Origin of the sequence: Collinsella sp. BIOML-A6, from assembly GCF_009875845.1 — a bacterium.
GTDB classification, from domain to species: Bacteria; Actinomycetota; Coriobacteriia; order Coriobacteriales; family Coriobacteriaceae; genus Collinsella; species Collinsella aerofaciens_H.
This window is the reverse complement of record NZ_WWSL01000016.1, coordinates 39,571-59,214: the sequence shown is the minus strand read 5'-3', so window position 1 is coordinate 59,214 and position 19,644 is coordinate 39,571. Positions and strand designations below refer to the sequence as shown.

At 60.9% G+C, this 19,644-nt stretch carries 15 protein-coding genes and 1 pseudogene; 14 read left to right on the top strand and 2 right to left on the bottom strand.

The window, feature by feature from the left end:
• Nucleotides 1-369: 369 nt before the first annotated feature.
• From GT495_RS06760 to ligA, 8 genes are all read left to right on the top strand, one after another.
• The gene (locus tag GT495_RS06760) at nucleotides 370-1,059 is read left to right on the top strand and encodes a GntR family transcriptional regulator (RefSeq protein ID WP_156598533.1); all 690 of its coding nucleotides are present in this window, start codon (nucleotides 370-372) and stop codon (nucleotides 1,057-1,059) included.
• 121 nt (nucleotides 1,060-1,180) lie between these two features.
• On the top strand, nucleotides 1,181-2,203 hold the full coding sequence (locus GT495_RS06755) for a LacI family DNA-binding transcriptional regulator (protein WP_161162087.1): 1,023 nt from the start codon (nucleotides 1,181-1,183) through the stop codon (nucleotides 2,201-2,203).
• A 42-nt stretch (nucleotides 2,204-2,245) separates the two neighbouring features.
• Nucleotides 2,246-2,740 carry a type II toxin-antitoxin system RelB/DinJ family antitoxin gene (locus GT495_RS06750; RefSeq protein ID WP_161162086.1) on the top strand — a complete coding sequence of 165 codons (495 nt, stop codon included), beginning with the start codon at nucleotides 2,246-2,248 and terminating at the stop codon, nucleotides 2,738-2,740.
• Complete coding sequence (locus GT495_RS06745; RefSeq protein ID WP_161162085.1) at nucleotides 2,727-3,098, top strand: DUF86 domain-containing protein; 372 nt, start codon at nucleotides 2,727-2,729, stop codon at nucleotides 3,096-3,098. Before GT495_RS06750 ends, GT495_RS06745 begins: the two co-directional genes overlap by 14 nt.
• A gap of 133 nt (nucleotides 3,099-3,231) precedes the next feature.
• A complete protein-coding gene (locus GT495_RS06740) occupies nucleotides 3,232-4,569 on the top strand; it encodes a glutamine synthetase family protein (RefSeq protein ID WP_161162084.1) in 1,338 nt (445 codons plus the stop codon).
• A gap of 50 nt (nucleotides 4,570-4,619) precedes the next feature.
• Nucleotides 4,620-5,282, top strand: a complete 663-nt coding sequence (locus GT495_RS06735; RefSeq protein ID WP_006234733.1) for a response regulator transcription factor — start codon at nucleotides 4,620-4,622, stop codon at nucleotides 5,280-5,282.
• 207 nt (nucleotides 5,283-5,489) lie between these two features.
• Nucleotides 5,490-6,956, top strand: coding sequence for a S1C family serine protease (locus tag GT495_RS06730; RefSeq protein ID WP_161162083.1), 1,467 nt, complete (start codon nucleotides 5,490-5,492; stop codon nucleotides 6,954-6,956).
• Between the two features lie 449 nt (nucleotides 6,957-7,405).
• Nucleotides 7,406-9,634, top strand: a complete 2,229-nt coding sequence (ligA, locus tag GT495_RS06725) for an NAD-dependent DNA ligase LigA (RefSeq protein WP_161162082.1) — start codon at nucleotides 7,406-7,408, stop codon at nucleotides 9,632-9,634.
• 57 nt (nucleotides 9,635-9,691) lie between these two features.
• On the opposite strand, the pseudogene GT495_RS06720 reads toward ligA, so the two are convergent.
• Both GT495_RS06720 and GT495_RS06715 read right to left on the bottom strand, forming a co-directional pair.
• Nucleotides 9,692-10,123: pseudogene (locus GT495_RS06720) on the bottom strand (GyrI-like domain-containing protein); the annotation flags it as partial.
• 70 nt (nucleotides 10,124-10,193) lie between these two features.
• On the bottom strand, nucleotides 10,194-10,922 hold the full coding sequence (locus GT495_RS06715; protein WP_161162080.1) for an MATE family efflux transporter: 729 nt from the start codon (nucleotides 10,920-10,922) through the stop codon (nucleotides 10,194-10,196).
• A gap of 259 nt (nucleotides 10,923-11,181) precedes the next feature.
• Between GT495_RS06715 and GT495_RS06710 the strand changes: the two genes are divergently transcribed.
• The 6 genes from GT495_RS06710 to GT495_RS06685 all read left to right on the top strand — a co-directional run bounded on the left by GT495_RS06710 (nucleotide 11,182) and on the right by GT495_RS06685 (nucleotide 19,523).
• Nucleotides 11,182-13,011 carry an ABC transporter ATP-binding protein gene (locus tag GT495_RS06710; protein WP_370457612.1) on the top strand — a complete coding sequence of 610 codons (1,830 nt, stop codon included), beginning with the start codon at nucleotides 11,182-11,184 and terminating at the stop codon, nucleotides 13,009-13,011.
• The gene (locus tag GT495_RS06705; RefSeq protein WP_161162079.1) at nucleotides 13,004-14,902 is read left to right on the top strand and encodes an ABC transporter ATP-binding protein; all 1,899 of its coding nucleotides are present in this window, start codon (nucleotides 13,004-13,006) and stop codon (nucleotides 14,900-14,902) included. The genes GT495_RS06710 and GT495_RS06705 overlap by 8 nt, the downstream gene beginning before the upstream one ends.
• A gap of 215 nt (nucleotides 14,903-15,117) precedes the next feature.
• Entirely contained in the window at nucleotides 15,118-16,155 is a 1,038-nt protein-coding gene (locus GT495_RS06700; protein WP_161162078.1) for a hypothetical protein, read from the top strand.
• Between the two features lie 233 nt (nucleotides 16,156-16,388).
• The gene (gene moaA, locus GT495_RS06695; RefSeq protein ID WP_370457611.1) at nucleotides 16,389-17,444 is read left to right on the top strand and encodes a GTP 3',8-cyclase MoaA; all 1,056 of its coding nucleotides are present in this window, start codon (nucleotides 16,389-16,391) and stop codon (nucleotides 17,442-17,444) included.
• A 4-nt stretch (nucleotides 17,445-17,448) separates the two neighbouring features.
• Nucleotides 17,449-18,753 carry a molybdopterin-guanine dinucleotide biosynthesis protein B gene (gene mobB, locus GT495_RS11045; RefSeq protein WP_161162077.1) on the top strand — a complete coding sequence of 435 codons (1,305 nt, stop codon included), beginning with the start codon at nucleotides 17,449-17,451 and terminating at the stop codon, nucleotides 18,751-18,753.
• Nucleotides 18,754-18,956: 203 nt separating this feature from the next.
• The gene (locus tag GT495_RS06685; RefSeq protein WP_161162076.1) at nucleotides 18,957-19,523 is read left to right on the top strand and encodes a histidine phosphatase family protein; all 567 of its coding nucleotides are present in this window, start codon (nucleotides 18,957-18,959) and stop codon (nucleotides 19,521-19,523) included.
• The last annotated feature ends 121 nt before the right edge of the window (nucleotides 19,524-19,644 follow it).

The following is a 19,644-nucleotide window of genomic DNA, read 5'->3' as shown; positions in this document are numbered from 1 at the left end:
GGCTTGCCCGTATCGTAGGCAATGCGCCGAATGCTCGCCATCGAAATTTATCGATGGCCTATTTCAGACTGTAATGGCGGCGTAAGAACGTGAGTGTCTTTTCGTTGATGACGCTTTCGATCATCGAGGGTGATGAGCAGCCCGTTGCCACGCTTGGATATTGCCTGCCTTATCGCGTTGCGTAAAGAAGGGCCGGTGCGTTCTATGTCTATGCTGCCAAGAGATAGCAAAGTATAGCAAGATATAGCAACGTATGGCGCCGCTCGTGGGTGGTGCAAGCAGCCCCTATTCCACCGCAGCCTGGGGATATGTCGATGCGATAGTATTACGTGGTGATATCGACAAAGCAGGGGTTTATCCGAGGGCTTTATGGAACAGCAACATTATCAGAGTCTGCAAGACCAGGCGTACAACGCATTGCGGTCCAAGATCATCTATGCCGAGCTCAAACCCGGCACGCGTCTTTCGGCGATTGGTCTGGAAAAAGAGACGGGAATCGGGCGAACGCCCATTCGCGAGTCCTTTGTGCGTCTGCGCGAGCAGGAGCTGGTGGAAACGCGTCCCAAGAGCGGCACCTATGTCTCAAAAATCAGTATGGAACGCGCCGAAAATGCCTGCTTTTTGCGCGAGAAGCTCGAGAGAAGTGTGCTCATAAAATGTTGCTCGGCTGCCACGCCCGAGCAGAAGCGTCGGCTAGAACAGGTTCTTGCCGAGTCCGAGTCGCTCGATCATAACGAGACGCGTCGTTTCTTTGATCTGGATAACCTGTTTCACGAGACGTGTTTTGAGATTGCCGGCCGCCATATGCTGTGGGATTGGATGAAGAGCGTCAATACGCATTTTGAGCGGTATAACTGGCTGCGCGCGGTATCTCAGGACCTGGATTGGGAGCCGATTCGTCGGCAGCATCGTCGGATTCTGGAGGCCATTAAGGAAGGTGACACCGATACGGCGAGCTATCTGGCAGAGACGCACCTGCACTTGATGCCCGAGGAGCAGGGCCCGGTTATAGCATTACACCCCGGCTACTTCGTGCTGCCTAAAGACTCGTCTATCTAGTCCGTCATCGCATCTGCTCGAGACGCAAAAACGATGCTGCTCATCAACAACGTTTTGCCAGCGATAATTTTAAAATGCCTAAAATGGCTCAGGCTGCCGACATTGGGAAACGGGGTGCGCTATGGCGCAGATGAGAATCAAGGACATTGCCGCCGAGGCGGGCGTGAGCCCGGCCACGGTCTCGCGCTATCTCAACAACCGCCCCGGGCAGATGACCGAGGAGACCCGTGCCCGCATTGCCGAGGTCATCGAGCGCACCGGCTATCGCCCGCGTGCCGCCGCGCGCAATCTGCGCAGCTCGCGCACCAACCTCATCGGCGTGATCTTGGCCGACATCTCCAACCCGTTCTCCAGTGCCATGCTCGAGGGGCTTTCTGCCAGCGCCGCTGTGCGCGGCTGCTCGCTCATGACGGCCATTAGCGGCAACGATCCCGCCAAGGAGGCCGAGTCGCTCACCAGGCTTATCGACGCCGGCGTGGACGGCCTGGTCGTCAACACCTGCGGAGGCAATGACGAGATGATCGCCACGGCAGCGGGACGCCTGCCCGTTGTGCTGCTCGACCGCGACGTTACCGACGGTGGCATCGATCTGGTGACCTCTAACAACCGCGAGCTGGTTGCCGGCCTGGTAGACGCCTTGGCTGCTGCGGGCAGCGAACGCCTATGCCTGCTCACCGAGGCAAGCGACGACAGCCCCGTGCGTCGCGAGCGCGCCGAGGCGTTTGCCGACGAGCTCTCGCGCCGCGGCCTTGCGGGCGAGGTCGTCACCCTGGCCGACGGTGGCGCCACGGGTGTCAGCCGTCTGGACGGAGCTATCCGTGAATATGCAGGTAAAAAGCTCGGCCTCATTGCCGTCAACGGCCTGGTCTTTCTGCGCCTGACCGAGGCGCTGGCACAGCTGGGACCCTCGTTGCCGGCTGGCCTCAAGATCGCGACGTTTGACGATTACCCCTGGAACCACGTGCTCTTTGGCGGCGTGACCACGGCCGCGCAAGACACCCTCACCATTGCCGAGCGCGTAGTCGAGCTCCTCTCCGAGCACATCGACATCGTTACCACTACGGTGGGCGATGCCGCAAAGCTCGCCCCTAAGCGCATCGAGGTCCCCGGCCGCATCGAACACCGCGCTTCGACCTCACGCTAGTATGTGTGATAATGTATAGACAATGTCATACAGGAGGTATCCATGGCTGCGTCTGTGTTGAGTGTGCGAGTGGACTCGTCAATTAAAGATTCATTTGCCGAGCTGTGCGAAGAACTTGGCATGACTTCGTCTGTTGCGGTCAACATGTTTATGAGACAGATGCTGCGCGAGCGCTCGCTGCCGTTTGTTCCTTCACTTGGTAAAAGCTATGCGAGCGAAAGCGCCTCGGCGGGCATTTTGGACCCTGCTCAGATTGAGTCCGCCGTTCGCGAGGCGGCCAGTCAAATCCCCGCCATCAAATCCGTGATTCTTTTTGGCTCGTATGCCCGTGGCGAGGCACATGCCGATAGTGATATTGACTTGCGTCTCGAAGTCGATCGTGAGCAGGGATTTGGTCTTTTCGCGCTGTCGGCGTTTGGCGAGGCGGTGCGCAAAGAAACCGGGAGGCGGGTCGACCTTGTCTCGAGTGACTATCTTGATGACGATTTTGCCGCGGTAATCGAGCGCGAAGGAGTGGTCCTTTATGATCGCGCGTAAGTCAGATAGCCTTCGCGCCCAAGAGGTTTTGGAAGCCATCTTTGAAATGAACGAGCGCGTCAAGGCTTTTGATATCACTGAGGACCAGTTTCTGCATGCGAATGACGTGCGGACGAGGGCGTTGGCGGACTCCCTTTTGATGTGTACGCTTAGAGTGACGGAAGAAGCGGGCAAGCTGTCGGAACGCTCGCAGCGGCTTCATCCCGAAATTGAGTGGCGTGGAATTATCGGCATGAGAAATTATCTTGCGCATGATTACGGCAATGTCGACCGCTCGGTTGTTTGGGATGCAGTGACGATGGAGTTCCCTGCGCTGGAACGAGCCTGTAGGCAAATTGTCTCCGAATCCGAGCGATAGTTACTTGCCACACCTGCCTGCTCGCGCACGTTTTTTGAGCGCTTGATACGCTTTAACCCTGCGGAAACATTTTTCTGCGATAGTATCTGCGATATAGACCAGTCGAAACCCGCCCGAAAGAAAGGGGAGCGACATGAACCAGCAGAACATCGATTACGTACTTCGCTCCGTAGAGCAGCGTGATATCCGCTTTGTGCGTCTGTGGTTTGTCGACATTCTCGGCCGCCTCAAAAACTTTGCCATCAGCCCCGAGGACCTCGAGGTCGCTTTTGAGGAGGGTATTGGCTTTGACGGCTCCGCCATCGAGGGCTTTGCCACGCCCGAGGAAGCCGACATGCTCGCGTTCCCCGACGCCTCGACCTTCCAGATCCTACCGTGGCGTCCGAGCCATAACGGCGTTGCCCGCGTGTTCTGCGATGTGTGCACCCCCGACCGCAAGCCCTTCGCCGGCGATCCACGCGATGCGTTGCGCCGCATGTTCTATAAGGCCGAGAAGGCCGGCTACCTGCTCAACGTGGGCGCCGAGCTGGAGTACTATTACTTCCCCGACGAGCATACGCCCGAGCCGCTCGACAACGTGGGTTACTTTGACCTTTCGGTGAGCGATGCCGCCCGCGACCTGCGCCGCAACACGGTCCTCACGCTCGAGAAGATGTCCGTGCCCGTGGAGTACACCTTCCACGCCGCCGGCCGCTCGCAGCATGGCATGAGCCTGCGCCATGCCGAGGCCCTGAGCATGTCCGACGCCATCACCACGGCAAAGCTCATCATTAAGCAGCAGGCCTACGAGAGCGGTTGCCACGCATCCTTTATGCCCAAGCCGTTGGCAGGCGAGGACGGCAGTGCTATGTTCCTGTGCCAGTCGCTGTTCGACCACGACGGCAACAACGTCTTTTGGGGCGAGGACGACGAGAAGTACCATCTTTCCGACATCGCCAAACACTACATGGCCGGCATCCTGGCGCATGCCCGCGAGATCAGCGCCATCACCAACCCTACGGTCAACTCGTACAAGCGCATTACCACCGGCGGCGACTCCGTGCCGCAGTACGCCACGTGGGGCCTGCGCAACCGCGCGAGCATGATCCGCATTCCGGTCTACAAGCCCGGCAAGCAGCTGTCCACGCGCATCGAGCTTCGCAGCCCCGACCCCATGGCCAACCCGTACCTGGTCAACGCCGTCACGCTGGCGGCTGGACTCGACGGCATCGAACGCAAGCTGGAGCTCCCGCCCGAGGCCACGGCCGAGACGCTCAAGCTCACCGACCGCCAGATGCTCGAGGCCGGCTACACACCGCTGCCGCGCTCGCTTAAAGAGGCGCTCGACGTCTTTGAGGACTCGCAGTTTATGAAGGATGCCCTCGGCGAGCACATTCACGGCTTCTTCCTTAAAAAGAAGCGCGACGAGTGGCATAAGTTTGAGTCAACGATCACCGAGTGGGAGATTAAGCACTACCTGGCGAACTCCTAATCGCGCTGGCTTGTTCCAGTACGATTGAGCTCATTTCTTTGGAGGCCGATATGTCCGAAAAGAGTGCCCTGTTCATGGCGCGCACGACGCGCTTCCACGAGTTTGCCCGCAGCTTGACGACCACCCTGGGCGTCGAGGTGAGTCTGGCCACTCCCGATTCGCCGACTGCGGCGCACGACTTTGACCTGCTGATCCTCGATTCCGATGGCATCCGCAGCGACCGCATCGATCAGATTGCCAAATGGCTTGACGATCGCGGCGGTGTCCCCATGCTGGTGATTGTCGACGACGAGGCGCTCGGTACCTTGCGCCTGCCCAATCACGCGCATGCCGACTTTGTATGCCCAACGGCGACGCCCAACGAGCTCAAGGCCCGCGCGCAGCGCCTGATGGGCGAGGAGGAGACCGTCACCGCCGACGATGTGCTCAACATCGATAACCTCGAGATCAACCTGGCCACCTACCAGGTGACGCTCGATAACGAGCCCATCGACCTGACGCTGATGGAGTACTCGCTGCTGAGCTTTTTGGCGACGCACCCCAACCGCGCCTACAGCCGCGAGGTGCTGCTGCACCGCGTGTGGGGCTTTGAGTACTGCGGCGGCACGCGCACCGTCGACGTGCACATCCGACGCATCCGCTCCAAGGTGGGCCCGCAGATCGCGGCGCACATCACCACCGTCCGCGGCGTGGGCTATCTGTTTAAGGACTAGATTTCCACCGCAAGGGGGCAGGCATCGTTGTGGTGGCTTTGCCGCATGCGTGGATTCTTTTCGGGCCTGCAACAGAACTTAAGCCTTCCTAAAAGATTGCGTTCTCATACACGTGCACCCGCATATTGGGGTACAACTCAACATGAACAATGATGGCCCGCCACATGTTTGGCGGGCCTTTGGTTATTAGACGAAAGGATCGCAGCTATGAGCGAGAACGATTCCCAGCGTCCCCAGGATGCGGGCAGCGCTGGCGAGACCCAGCAGCAGCCACGCGTGCAGGTGGAGTCGACGCCTGCCGACAGCAACATTCCCTATGTGCAGGCCTACGACACGCAGACCGGCCAGCCGCTGGACAGTCAGCAGGTTGTAAACAAGCACACGGTGGTCAAGACCAAGACCAAAAAGCTGCCGATCTTTATTACGGCGCTTGCCGGTTGTGCCTGCGGTGCCCTGCTGGTCATCGCGCTCATTATGAGCGGCACGCTCAACATTGGTGGCGGAAAGAACGCCGTGACGGCGGGTGCTTCGGGTTCGTCGACGCAAAAGATTTCGATCGACTCCGAGGACACCACGCTGGCCGAGGCCGTTTCTGCCAAGGCCCTACCCTCCGTCGTTTCCATCACCGCCACTTCGAGCGGCAACCAGAATGGCTCGCTTTCGCAGTCTGCTGATGAGTCGAATAGCTCGGGCAGCGTCGGTTCGGGCGTGGTGCTCGATACCGCAGGCCACATCCTCACCAACAACCACGTGGTCGATGGTTATGATCAGTACGTGGTGACCATGGACGACGGCACCACCTACGAGGCCGAGTTTGTGGGCAACGATGCCTCGAGCGACCTAGCCGTCATCAAGCTCAAGGACGCTGACGCCTCCAAGCTCACGCCGATTGAGATCGGTGATTCCTCCAAGCTCAACGTGGGCGAGTGGGTTATGGCGATTGGCTCGCCGTTCGGCAACGAGCAGTCTGTCTCCACGGGCATTGTCTCGGCGCTCTATCGCTCCACGGCTATGAGCTCTACCAGCGGCAACACCATCTACGCCAACATGATCCAGACCGATGCCGCTATCAACCCGGGCAACTCCGGCGGCGCGCTCGTCAACGACAACGGCGAGCTTGTGGGCATCAACTCGCTCATCGAGAGCTACTCGGGCTCCAGCTCGGGTGTGGGCTTTGCTATTCCCGTTAACTACGCCAAGAACATTGCCGACCAGATCATCGACGGCAAGACGCCGGTGCATCCGTACCTGGGCGCCACGCTTTCGAGCGTCAACGCGCTCAACGCCCGCACCAACAAGCTGAGCACCGGTAGCGGCGCGTATGTGGCGAGCGTCGTCGAGGATGGCCCCGCCGCCAAGGCTGGTATCCAGGAGGGCGACGTCATCACCAAGCTGGGCGACGACGAGATCACGAGCGCCGACGGCCTGATCATCGCGCTGCGCAGCCACGAGGTGGGCGAGAAGGTCGAGATCACGCTCATGCGCGGCAAGGAAGAGAAAAAGGTTACCGTCGAGCTGGGTTCCGATGAGAAGCTGCAGAACCAGCAGCAGGACGACAGCGCGACCGACACCGGCAACGGCGGCATCACCGATGAGCAGCTGCGCCAGTACCTGGAGGAACTGCTGGGCAAGCAAGGGCAGGGCCAGAGTCAAGGCTACGGCCAGGGTTACTAACGAGCCACTCCACACATATCGAAGCCAGAGGGGGCTGTCACGCCAACGCGGGACAGCCCCCTCTTTTCTTATTAATCCGTTGGGAACGGAGGAAAACGGATCACATGGAGCTGACAAGAGGCCTGGTTCGGAATGGTCTGGACAGTTAGTTCAGATACGTATAAACCCGAGGCGGTTCAGCATGCGTTTTGAGCTGTTTGGGATGGGGGAGGGGTTCGGATGGGAGTTTAGAAGGGGGACGAGCCGGTCGTGCAGCCCCCGGGGCGGCCAAATTGGCTGGAATGGTGACGTCTGAACACGACCAGGCTCGCAGAATTATACGTATCTGAACTAACTGTCCAGTCCGGTCCGGCGGCTGCCGATTCGGTGCGGTTTGAGACCGCTATTCGGCCCCGTTGCGACCGGTGGTACTCTTGTATCCGTTTGAAATCGAGCGAAGGAGTGCCGCTATGGAGCAATCGAGCCTGTTTGGTGACGGCGTGGACATCGATACCAAAACGCCCACGACCGCGGAAGCCACCGCACCGGCCGATGCCCGTGCCCAGGCGGCTGCGCGTGCGGCCGAGCTACGTCACGAGCTCGATTACCACGCCTATCGCTACTACATGCTCGATGCGCCCGAGATCACGGATGCCGCCTTTGACAAAATGCTCGTTGAGCTCCAGCAGATCGAGGCGGCCTACCCCGATTTGGTGACGCCCGACAGCTATACCCAGCGCGTGGGCGGCTACGTGAGTGAGCAGTTTACGCCGGTCACGCACATGGCACGCATGTATTCCATGGACGATGCCATGGGTCTGGACGAGCTCGACGCATGGCTCCAGCGCACTGAGGATGCCCTCGGTGCCGGTAGCGTCACCTATACCTGCGAGCTTAAGATCGATGGTCTGGGAGTGGCGCTTACCTACCAAAACGGCACCTTCGTACGCGCCGCCACGCGCGGTGACGGCACCACGGGCGAGGACGTATCGCTCAACGTGCGCACCATCAAGGATGTGCCCATGCATCTGTCCGAGGCAGCGCTCACCCACATGGGCACCGACCGCGAGCGTACCATCGAAGTACGTGGCGAGGTCTATATGCCCAAGGGTAGCTTTGTTCGCCTAAATGAAGAGGCTGATGCCGAGGGCCGCGACTCCTTCGCCAACCCGCGCAACGCTGCCGCCGGTAGCCTGCGTCAGAAGGATCCCAAGGTCACGGCGCGACGCGACCTGGCCACCTTTATCTACGCCATCGCCGATACCGACCCGTTGCACGTTCACAGCCAGCGCGAGTTCCTCGACTGGCTGCGCAGCGCCGGTTTTAGCGTCAACCCTAACGTGGCACGCTGCGCCACGCCGGCCGAGGTCCACGAGTTCTGTGCCCAGGCGCTCGAGCACCGTGGCGACTTGAACTACGACATCGACGGCGTGGTCGTAAAGGTGGACAGCTTTCAGCAACAGCTCGATCTGGGCTTTACCGCCCGCGCGCCGCGATGGGCCATTGCCTTTAAGTTCCCGCCCGAGGAAAAGCAGACCGTCCTGCGCGAAATACGCATCCAGGTGGGCCGCACCGGTGTGCTCACGCCGGTTGCCGAGTTCGACCCGGTGACGGTCGCCGGCTCCACCATCGCGCGCGCCACGCTGCACAACATCGACGAGATCCGTCGCAAAAACGTGCGCGAGGGCGACACCATCATCGTGCACAAGGCGGGCGACGTGATTCCTGAGGTCGTGGGCCCGGTGCTCGATAAGCGCCCGGCCGATTCGGTTGACTGGCACATGCCCGAGGTCTGCCCCGTGTGCGGCAGCCCCGTGGTCCACGAGGATGGCGAGGTCGCTTACCGTTGCGTCTCCATCGACTGCCCCGCGCAGCTCAAGGAGCGCTTGCTCCACTGGGTGAGCCGCGGCTGCATGGACGTCGACGGCCTGGGCGACGAGATCGTCGACAAGATGATCGCCGCCGGTCTGATTCACGATGTCGCGGACTTCTACCAGCTCACGGTCGACGACATCGCAGGCCTGGACACAGGCCGCATCTATGCCAGTTCCAACAGCAAAAAGGGCGTCAAGAAGGGCGACCCCATTCCGGTAGGCCTTAAGACGGCCGAGAAAGTCATCGCCGAGCTCAACAAGTCCAAGAGCCAGCCGCTCGGTCGCGTGCTGTTTGCCCTGGGTATCCGCCATGTGGGCAAAAGCGTGGGTGAGGTCATCGCCGAGCGATTCCTGTCGATTGATAAGCTCATCTTGGCGAGCGAAGAGGACATCGCCGAGTGCGAGGGCATCGGTCCCAAGATTGCGGCGAGCGTTAAGCAGTTCCTGGCCGTGCCCGAGAACCTTGCCGTGCTGGAGCGCCTGCGTCAGGCGGGTCTGTCGCTCGAGGTCGACTTGGGCGCCGCGCATGCACAGGCCGCAGCCGATGCCGGCGTAGCGGGCGAGCTCGCGGACGCACAGCCGCTCGCAGGTCTGACCTTCGTGCTCACCGGCACGCTCGTCAACCGCACCCGCGACGAGGCGGGAGCGGCGCTCAAGGTACTCGGCGCCAAGGTTTCGGGCAGTGTGTCAAAGAAGACGAGCTACCTGGTTGCCGGCCCCAAAGCGGGCTCCAAGCTTACCAAGGCCGAGCAGCTGGGCGTACCCGTGTTGGACGAGGACGCACTCGAGCAGATTCTTGCGACCGGTGAGGTGCCCCAGGCTTAGTGCATCGATAAGCAAATTGAAAAACCGCCCGGAAGCACGATGCCTTCCGGGCGGTTCTTACTTTGCTGGGGAAACCGGCACCGTGATCTGCGTCACGTAGGTTGCTGGATCATCGCTGATGATGCCATCGATCAGGGCGATTTCGCGCGAGGGCCCGGCAGGCGCCAGGTTGTGTTTGCGCATATAGCCGAGCAGCTGCTCATAGCGCGGGGCTGCTTGCCCGTGCGTGCCGCGAAAGCTAATGGTCAAACAGCGTGCGGCGGGTCGTGTCTCGACGTCGCCCTGGTAGCCATCGGTATCGTCGAGCAGCAGGAAGACCTCGTCGTAGCCGTCAAAGTCGCCGACGACCAGACGCTCGGAGCTAATCCCGACGCCTAGGTTGCCCAGAAAGACAAAGGTCTCGTGCTGGCCCTTCTGCAGTTGACGAATCTGCCACTCCAGCGCATAGGCGTCAGTAGGGTTGACGCGTTCGCGCAGCACGGCGTAGCGAAGCTCGGGGACACAGGACCGCTCCTTTCGGTAAAAAGTAGGGGAGAGGTGCTAGGCCTGCGTCGCCCCGCTATGCCATCAGCTTGTCAAAAGCTCCGTGCCGGTTGAGCACGGTAAACGCGACAACACAGATGACCGCCGACAAAATCGATCCACACGGCGAGGCGATGCCCATGGGAAACAACGTATCGGAATAGGCGTTCGACAGCAGCCACGCACCGGGCACGCGAATGGGCGCCACGGCCAGCACGTTGTGCGCAAAGCCGATGTAGCTCTTTCCATACGCAGCGAAAAAGCCGCTAAAGCAAATGTGGATGCCGGCAAAGATTGCATCGAAAATATAACTGTGCATATAGCCGGTACCGGCCGCGACCACCGCGGGGCCCTTGGCAAAAAGGCCAATAAACGCCGGTGCCACCAGCCACATCAGCACCGTGATCAGGCAGCCGTACACCACCGAGATCGTCATGGCGCACCTGAGCACCTGGCGTGCGCGAACGCCCTTGCCTGCGTCGGCGTTTTGTGCCGTGAGTGCGCTGACGGTGGCGCCCATGGGACTCGGCACAATGAACAAAAAGCTGATCATCTTCTCGACCAGGCCCACGAGCGTCACGGTAATGATGTAGAGCGTCTGCGCGCCGTTGCCCACGGCGGTGATGCCGACGGCACCGCTAAACTGTCCCATCATGTACAGGTCGGCCATGCCGTAGAGCATCTGCAAAAAGTACGAGAGCATATAGGGCAGGGCAAAGACCGCGATGGTCTTAAGGATATTGCCGCGTGTGAAGTCGTGTTCCATGGATGGGGCCTTCTGGCTTGGTTCGCTTAGCTACCAGTGTAGTGAAGACCCTACTGCGATTGTAGAGTCAAGGTTTGTGTTGGCGACGGGGCGAAAAAGTCATGCACGCGTTCATTTCCAATTGAATACAGGGGCGCGTCCTGCGAGCATGAAGCCTACGCTAACCTTGCAGAAATCGATTTCGTAACACTTGACACCGCCGCACGGCGCGCCATAATACGTGGGTTTGCGAACAACGTTTGATGGGGGATGAACCTGCGTGCGCAATCTCAAGATTCTGTTTTCCTATCTGGGGGCATACCGACGCGATGCCATACTCGGCATGCTCTTTGTGACGGCCGAGACGGCGCTCGAGCTGTTTATTCCGGTCATCATGGCAAATATCATCGACGTGGGCGTGCCTGCGGGAGACATCAACTACATGCTTTTGCAGGGTGCGTATATGCTGGTGTGCGCCGCATGTTCGCTGGCACTTGGCTTGGGCTACGCGCGCGCGTCCGCCCGCGTTGCCTCGGGGCTGGGCGCCAACCTGCGCGCCGCGGAGTACCGCAAGATCCAGACCCTCGCCTTCGGCAATCTCGATGAATACGAGACGAGCTCGCTTGTCACTCGCATGACCACCGACATCACCGTGATTCAAAACGCCGTGGGCAACGGCTTCCGCCCCATGGTGCGCGGCCCGGTAAATCTGGTCATGGGCCTCGTCTACGCTTTCGCGCTCTCGCGCGAGCTCGCGGCGGTCTTTGCCGTAATTCTGCCGGTGCTCGCCATCGTGCTCGGTATCATTACCGTGCGCGTGAGCCCGCTCTACCGCCAACTCCAGACCTCGATGGACCACCTCAACGGCGTGGTGCAAGAGGACCTTACCGCCGTGCGCGCCGTGAAGGCTTACGTGCGCGCCGAGCACGAGTGCGACAAGTTCGACACCGTCAATACCGAGCTCGCCGGTACGGCGACCAAGACCTTCGGCACCGCCGTGCTCAACCTGCCGGTGTTCCAACTCTCGATGTATGTTGCCGCGGTCTCGATCCTGTGGATTGGCGGCCGCATGATCATCGAAGGCCGCTTGGGCGTGGGCGCGCTCGCGGGCTTTATGAGCTACGTGCTACTGATCATGAACTCGCTCATGATGATTTCCAGCGTGTTTTTGCTGCTCACGCGCGCTCTCACGAGTGTGGGCCGTATCGCAGAGGTGCTCGATGAGGTGCCCTTTATCGCCAACCCTGCGGGAGACCTCGCGGCTGCGGCGCCAGCGGACGGCAGCATCGAGTTTCGCGACGTTTCCTTTAAATACCGCGCGGATGCAGCCGAGGATGTGCTCGAGCATATCGACCTTCGCATCGAGAGCGGCTCGACGGTGGGTATCCTCGGCGGCACGGGTTCGGGCAAGAGCTCGCTTGTGCAGCTGATTGCGCGCCTGTATGACGCCACCGAGGGTGCCGTGCTTGTGGGCGGACGCGACGTGCGCGACTACGACCTGGCTACCTTGCGCGACGCGGTGGGAATTGTGCTGCAAAAGAATGTGCTGTTCACGGGCACCGTGCGCGAGAACCTGCAGTGGGGCAATCCGCAGGCGTCGGACGATGAACTTCTCGCGGTTTGCCGCGCGGCGTGCGTGGACGAGTTCCTTGATCGCATCGGCGGGCTGGACGGCGAGCTGGGCCAAGGCGGCGCCGGTGTTTCGGGTGGCCAGAAGCAACGCCTGTGCATCGCGCGCACGCTGCTCAAGCATCCGCGCGTGCTCATTTTTGATGACTCCACCAGCGCGGTCGATATGGCGACCGACGCTAAGATTCGCGAGCACATCGCTCGGATTCCCGATACGACCGTGCTCATCATCGCCCAGCGCATCGCGAGCGTCATGGATGCCGATCGCGTTGTGGTGTTGGACGACGGTCGTGTCCACGGCGTGGGCACGCACGAGGAACTGCTGGCGGGCGACAACATATACCAGGAGATTTACGCCTCGCAGATGGAGTTTGCGGGGAACGCGGACGCCGGCGACGGCTGCGACGATGGCTGCGCTAATGATCCGTTTTCCTCCGTCCCCAGCGGATCGACCTTGGAAGGGGGTGAGCGCCATGCCTAAGACCGCAGCCCAAGCACGCCCGGCCGATCTCAAGCGCACTGTGCGCCGCTTGCTCTCCTATATGGGGCATGCCAAGTTCTCGTTGCTCGCGGTGGGCGTGCTCGCCTCCGTCGCCGCCATCGCGAGCCTCGCCGGCACCTACATGGTGCGCCCCATCGTTAACGGTTTGGCCACGGGCGGGGAGGAACTGCTCGCCAAGCAGGTCATCCTGACGGCGATCATCTACGCCGCGGGCGTGCTCTCGGCCCTGGGCTACTCACAGATCATGGTGCGCGCGGCCCAACGCGTGGTATCCGATATTCGCCGCGACCTGTTCGCGCACATTCAGACGCTGCCGCTCAGTTATTTTGACAGCACGCGCTCGGGCGACATCATGAGCTTTTTCACCAACGACGTCGACACCGTCTCCGAGGCGCTCAACAACAGTTTTGCCAACGTGATTCAGGCCGCCATTCAGGTTGTGGGCACCACGGCCATGCTCATCATCCTTAACTGGCAGCTCACGATTATCACGCTCGTGTGCGATGCGGCCATTGTGCTGTATGCGCGCTACTCGGGTGCGCGCTCTAAGCGCTTCTTTGCCGCCCAACAGGCATCGCTTGGCGACCTGGACGGATATATCGAAGAGATGGTCTCGGGCCAAAAGGTCATCAAGGTCTTTAACCGCGAGGCAGCGAATGTCGCCGGCTTCACCTGCCGCAACAACGAGCTTCGCCGCACCGGCACCGCCGCCGTGAGCTATGCCAACTCGATGGTGCCCATGACCGTCGTGATTGGCTACGTCAATTATGCCATCGTCGCCGTGGCGGGCGGCATGCTCTGCATCAACGGCCTGGCCGACGTGGGCGCGCTTGCAAGCTATCTGGTCTTTGTGCGCCAGGCCGCCATGCCCATCAACCAGTTTACGCAGCTCGGCAACTTCTTGCTCAACGCGTTGGCTGGTGCCGAGCGCTTGTTTGCCGCTATGGACCTTAAGCCCGAGGTGGACGAGGGCTGCGTGGAGCTGGTACAGACGGGCGATGCCGCGTGGGCATGGAAGATTCCCGAGGGCCAGGGCGTGGGCGCGTACGGGCACTTGCATGATGTGGCTGCCGTTGATGAGTCGGGTCGTGCGGTGGCTGCCGACGGTACCGAGCTCACGTGCGGCTTGGTCCCGCTTGCCGGCGACGTGCGCTTCCATGCCGTGGACTTTTCCTACGTGCCGGGCACCCGTGTGCTCACGGACCTCAACCTGTTTGCCAAGCCGGGGCAAAAGATCGCGTTTGTGGGCTCGACGGGCGCCGGAAAGACGACCATCACCAACCTCATCAACCGCTTCTACGAGGTCGATGACGGCGAGATCACGTATGACGGCATCGACGTCAAGCACATCGCCAAGGCCAGCCTGCGCGGGTCGCTTGGCATTGTGCTGCAGGACACGCACCTGTTTAGCGGCACCATTGCGCAGAACATCCGCTTTGGCAAGCTCGACGCGACCGACGAGGAGGTGCGCGCTGCTGCCGAGGCCGCCTGCGCGGATTCGTTTATCCGCCGCCTGCCTAGAGGGTACGATACACCGGTCACGGCTGACGGTGCCAACCTGTCGCAGGGCCAGCGCCAGCTGCTCGCCATCGCGCGCGTGGCCGTTGCCGATCCGCCGGTGCTCATCCTGGACGAGGCAACTTCGAGCATCGACACGCGCACCGAAAAGCTCATCGAGCGCGGTATGGACCGCATCATGCGCGGACGCACCACGTTTATGATCGCGCACCGCCTATCCACCGTCCGCGACGCCGACGCCATTATGGTCCTCGAACACGGCCGCATCATCGAGCGCGGCACGCACGAAGAGCTGCTCGCTCAGCACGGCGAGTACTGGCAGCTGGCACACGGGTTAAAAGAGTTGGATTAACCCGTTCGAGCACGATGCTCTGACCCTTCCGTGCCCCTCACCTCGCCTCAAACCATCACAACATTCGACGGTTTTTGCCAAAATCGGGAAAAGCATCGCATGTTGTGATGGTTTTTCTGCCGCTCGACCGGGCGGAAACGCTTTCTTGCGCACGAAGGTGTGCGGACCCGTGAGCAGGGGAATAAGGTTGGTTATCTGACTCCATTGGAGGGCTCATGGACCTGCCGATCGTCCTATCTCATAAGACCGCCTGGCTGTACCACAACGTGGTGCGTCCGTCCGAGCCTCTCTCGCGAGCAAGCAGCCTATACGATGAGGACTCGCTTGCTAACGAGGCGGAGCCGACCGCGAGCCTGCCCAAATTGGGACTCGATGCCAAGGGGCTGAGGGCTTCAACGGCAGTCGGGATCGTTACCGACTATCTGGTTGTGCTTGGTATTCCACGAGAAGAGCTCGATCATATCGACACGCTCGTCAACTTCGATTTTGAGCGCTCGACGCCGGCTGGATTTAGGTGCCACGTGTTTGGAGCGCCGGTACCCCCAGGCCATCTTATCGAGGTGGCAGAGGACCTTCTAGTGGTTGATGAGGTCATGTGCTTTGTCCAAGCGGGTTCGTGGATGAGTGAGCCCGAACAGCTGGAATATGGCTACGAAATCTGCGCCCGATACCATTTGAATCATCTGTCGACAGGCGATTATATCGAGATGGGGCAGAGGTATACCGTTGCCGACTTGATTGCTTATTGCAATGAGAACCGATCTCGTCAGGGGGCTGTACGCGCGACCGCCGTGCTCAAGCGCGTGCACGATGGCGCGCGGTCGCCCATGGAGACGGCCACCGCAATCATGGTCGTAGCAAAACGTTCCCAGGGAGGGCTGGGATACGCCAAGATCGAGCTCAACCATAGGGTCGATGTTCCCAACGAGTTCAAGCATCTCGCAAAGGCCGGGTATTTCGAGATCGACGTATATGCGCCTGCAAGCGGTACGGGGATTGAATACAACGGCTCGGACCATCTTGATAAACAGCGCAGCGCGTCGGACGCGGAGCGCATGACCGTGCTGAGCGCGCTGGGCTTTAGGATGATCGTCCTCACCGGGACTCAGTTTGCCCATCAGCTGCAATTGCATCGGGCGATGAACGCCATTGCGCTCGCTATGGGCCTTAAGTGCGACCGAAGCGAAGCGTTCCAAAAGCGGCAAAACGACCTGCGAGAATTTGTGATTCGGCACTGGGACGGCGGCCTTTAGGGACGTTCCGGTCCTTCTACGGGGTGCTGTGGGCAGGCAAACCATCACAACATTCGACGTTTTTTGCCAAAAACGGGAAAAGCATCGAATGTTGTGATGGTCTGTGTTGAGGATGGGCTTGGGAAGTCCGTTTTGCTCGAAGCGACCTGTCCTGTCGTACGGGTGTCGGCATGATTCTCCCGTGGGGTATTATGTTTTCCGAAGAATAAAACGCCGCGTGAGGGGAGGGCTGCGTGGACGGGCACGTGCAATATGACGGCTTTGGCCGCGATATCAACTACCTGCGCATTGCCGTTACCGACAAGTGCAATTTCCGCTGCATTTACTGCATGCCGGCCGATGGCGTGGCACCCCGCGCGCACGACGAGCTGCTCAGCGCCGAGGAAATCGCCCGCTTTGTGCGCTTGGTAGCGGGGGAGGGCATTCGCCGCGTGCGTCTGACGGGTGGCGAGCCGCTGGTTAGCCGCCGCATCATTCCGCTCATTCGCGACATCCGCGCGATTCCGCAGATCGAGGACATCTCGCTCACCACCAACGGTGCCCTGCTGCCCAGGCTGGCGCCGCAGCTCAAAGACGCGGGGCTTAACCGCGTTAACATTTCGCTCGACACGCTCGATTCTACGCTCTTTGGAAAGATCACGCGCTTGGGTCGGCTCGAACAGACCATGGCTGGCATCGACGCGGCGCTGGCTTGGGGCTTTGAGCCCGTTAAGGTCAACTGCGTTGTTGTGCGCCGTCTCAACCAGGATGTGGCGGCCCTCGCGCGGCTCACGCTCGACCGCCCCATCCACCTGCGCTTTATCGAATACATGCCCATCGGCGACGAGCGCACGAGCTCGCATTGCGCTGTGGACCCGCATGCACCCGCGCTCAATCCGGCGCTGTGGGACGCGAGCGATACCGTGCCGAGCGACGAGCTGCGGGCGCGCATCAATGCCGGGGCCGCCGCGGTGGGTCTGGGCGAGCTCGAGCCGCTCGACATCACCGACGCTCCTGCCGGCGCGGGTCCTGCGCGCTACTGGCACTTTCCGGGTGCGGCGGGAACGGTTGGCTTCATTAGCGCCATGTCCAACCATTTTTGTGCGAACTGCAACCGTCTGCGCCTGACGGCCGATGGCAACGTGCGTCTGTGCCTGTTTAGCGATGCCGAGTATTCGGTGCGCGACGCCCTGCGCCGTGGTGATGATATGCAGGTACTTTCGATTTGGCGCGATGCCGTCGCCCGCAAACCGCAGGAACACGCGATAATTGAGGGCACGCAACGATTTATGTCCCAAATCGGAGGATGATCATATGGCCAAGAGCAGGTACGCCGATGCCACCAAGGCCGCTCGCAGGGCCGCGATATCTGCCCACAAAGTCACGGCTGCGGCGAATGCTGGCAACGCCGACGCGTCCGCGCAGCCGACTCTCAGCGCTGTCTCCGAGCCCGCCCGCGATGCCCGTCGCGACGAGCTGACGCACGTGGACGCCAAGGGCGAGGTGCGTATGGTCGACGTGTCCGACAAGGCCGAGACCCATCGCATTGCCATCGCCGAGGGCACCATCCTCATGCACCCCGAGACGCAGGCCATGGTGCTGCAGGACCGCGCCAAAAAGGGCGACGTACTCGCCTGCGCGCGCGTCGCGGGCATCATGGCCATCAAACGCACGAGCGACATCATCCCCATGTGCCATCCGCTGCTCATCACCAAGAGCAAGTGCGATATCGAGCCCATTGCTCCGGCAGGAATGCCTACCGAGGGCGTGCCCGAGGGCTGGGTGCCGGCGCGCGCAGACGGACAGGTTGGCTTTCACGTACTGGTTACGGCCGGCGTGACGGGCAAGACGGGTATCGAGATGGAGGCCCTGACCGGCGCGAGTGCCGCGTGTCTGACCATCTATGACATGTGCAAGGCCGTCGACCGTGGCATGGAGATCGTCGACGTGCGTCTGCTGCACAAGGAGGGCGGCCGCTCGGGCGTGTGGGATCGCGCAGAGCGTCAGGCCGCTGCTGTTGAGGCTGCGGGCGTCGACGGCAGCGCGCCCTCAAGCGCGCCTGCTCCGGTCGCACCCGTAGCTCCCGTCCCGGCCGTCCCCGCGATCGCGTTTATCGGCTACCAAAACTCGGGCAAGACCACGCTCGTCGAGAAGGTTATCGCCGAGCTCACCCGCCGCGGCCTGCGCGTGGGTTCGCTCAAGCATCATGGGCATCACGGCTTCGATATCGATGTGCCCGCTAAGGACACCTGGCGCCATCACCAGGCCGGATCCAAACACGTGGGCCTCATCTGCGCCACGCGCTGGGCGGAGTACGCCGACACGCGCGAGGAGGACGAGATGCCAGCGCGCGAGCTGCTGTCGCGCTACAACGATGTCGACGTGGTGATCATCGAGGGCTACAAGACCGAGGGGTTCGACAACATCGTCGTCGCGCGCTCCGGTGTCGACCGTCTGCGCGGCAAGAGCTCACTCGACCTGGTCGACGGCCGCACGCTAGCCCTTGCCTGCAACGAAGCCCTGGCACGCCAGGCATTCGATGCCGGCTTTGCGACCCGAGCCATAAACATCAACGACGCCCGAGCCATCTGCGACCTCATCCAAGATCATCTGGCCTAAAACCTGCCAAAAAGGGACAGGTTTATTTTGGCAGGTTTTATCTGGGCAAACGTCATTTCCGCCACAAAGGGGCCAGGCACCTTTGTGGTGGTTTTGGCCAAAGAGGCTTTGACCTAAACCTACCTCTAGGTGTAATAATCGCTGACAAACGATTGCGATTACGGAGGTCTTATGCCAAAACTGTACCGCCAAAACTGTACTTTATGCGTCACGGCCAAACGCTCTTTAACTTGCTTCGTCGCAAGCAGGGCTGGTGTGACTCGCCGCTCACCGAGCTGGGAATCGAGCAGGCTAAAACTGTCGGCGCGACCCTGCGAGAGCGTGGCCTTGCGTTCGACCATGCGTACAGTTCCACGTCCGAGCGTGCGTGCGACACGCTTGAGCTTGCGTTTCCTGATCAGCCTTACGAGCGCGTCAAGGGCCTTAAGGAGTGGAACTTTGGCAAGTTTGAGGGTGCGAGCGAGGATTTGAATCCGCGCCTGCCGTACGGCGATTTTTACAAGCAGTATGACGGCGAGGGCGAAGACGAGTTTCGCGAGCGCATCATGGCGACCATCATCGAGCTCATGCAGCGCCCCGGACATGAGAGCGTGTTGTGCGTGAGCCATGGCGCCGCAGCGGCTCAGGTCATGCGCGGTGTGGGCGTGGAACCGCTCAAGATGAAGAACCGCATCGGCAACTGCTGTGTGCTCGAACTCGACTTTAATCCCGCCACCAGCACATTCGCTCTCGCAGATCTGTACAACCCCTACGGCACCCCGCGCGAGTAACTTTGAGGCATCAACCAAAACCACCACAAAGGGGCCAGGCACCTTTGCGGTGGTTTTGCCGTTTACAGGCGATTTCTTACCGTTCGGCGGACTTTCGCGCCAATGGGGCTTACGCCGCATG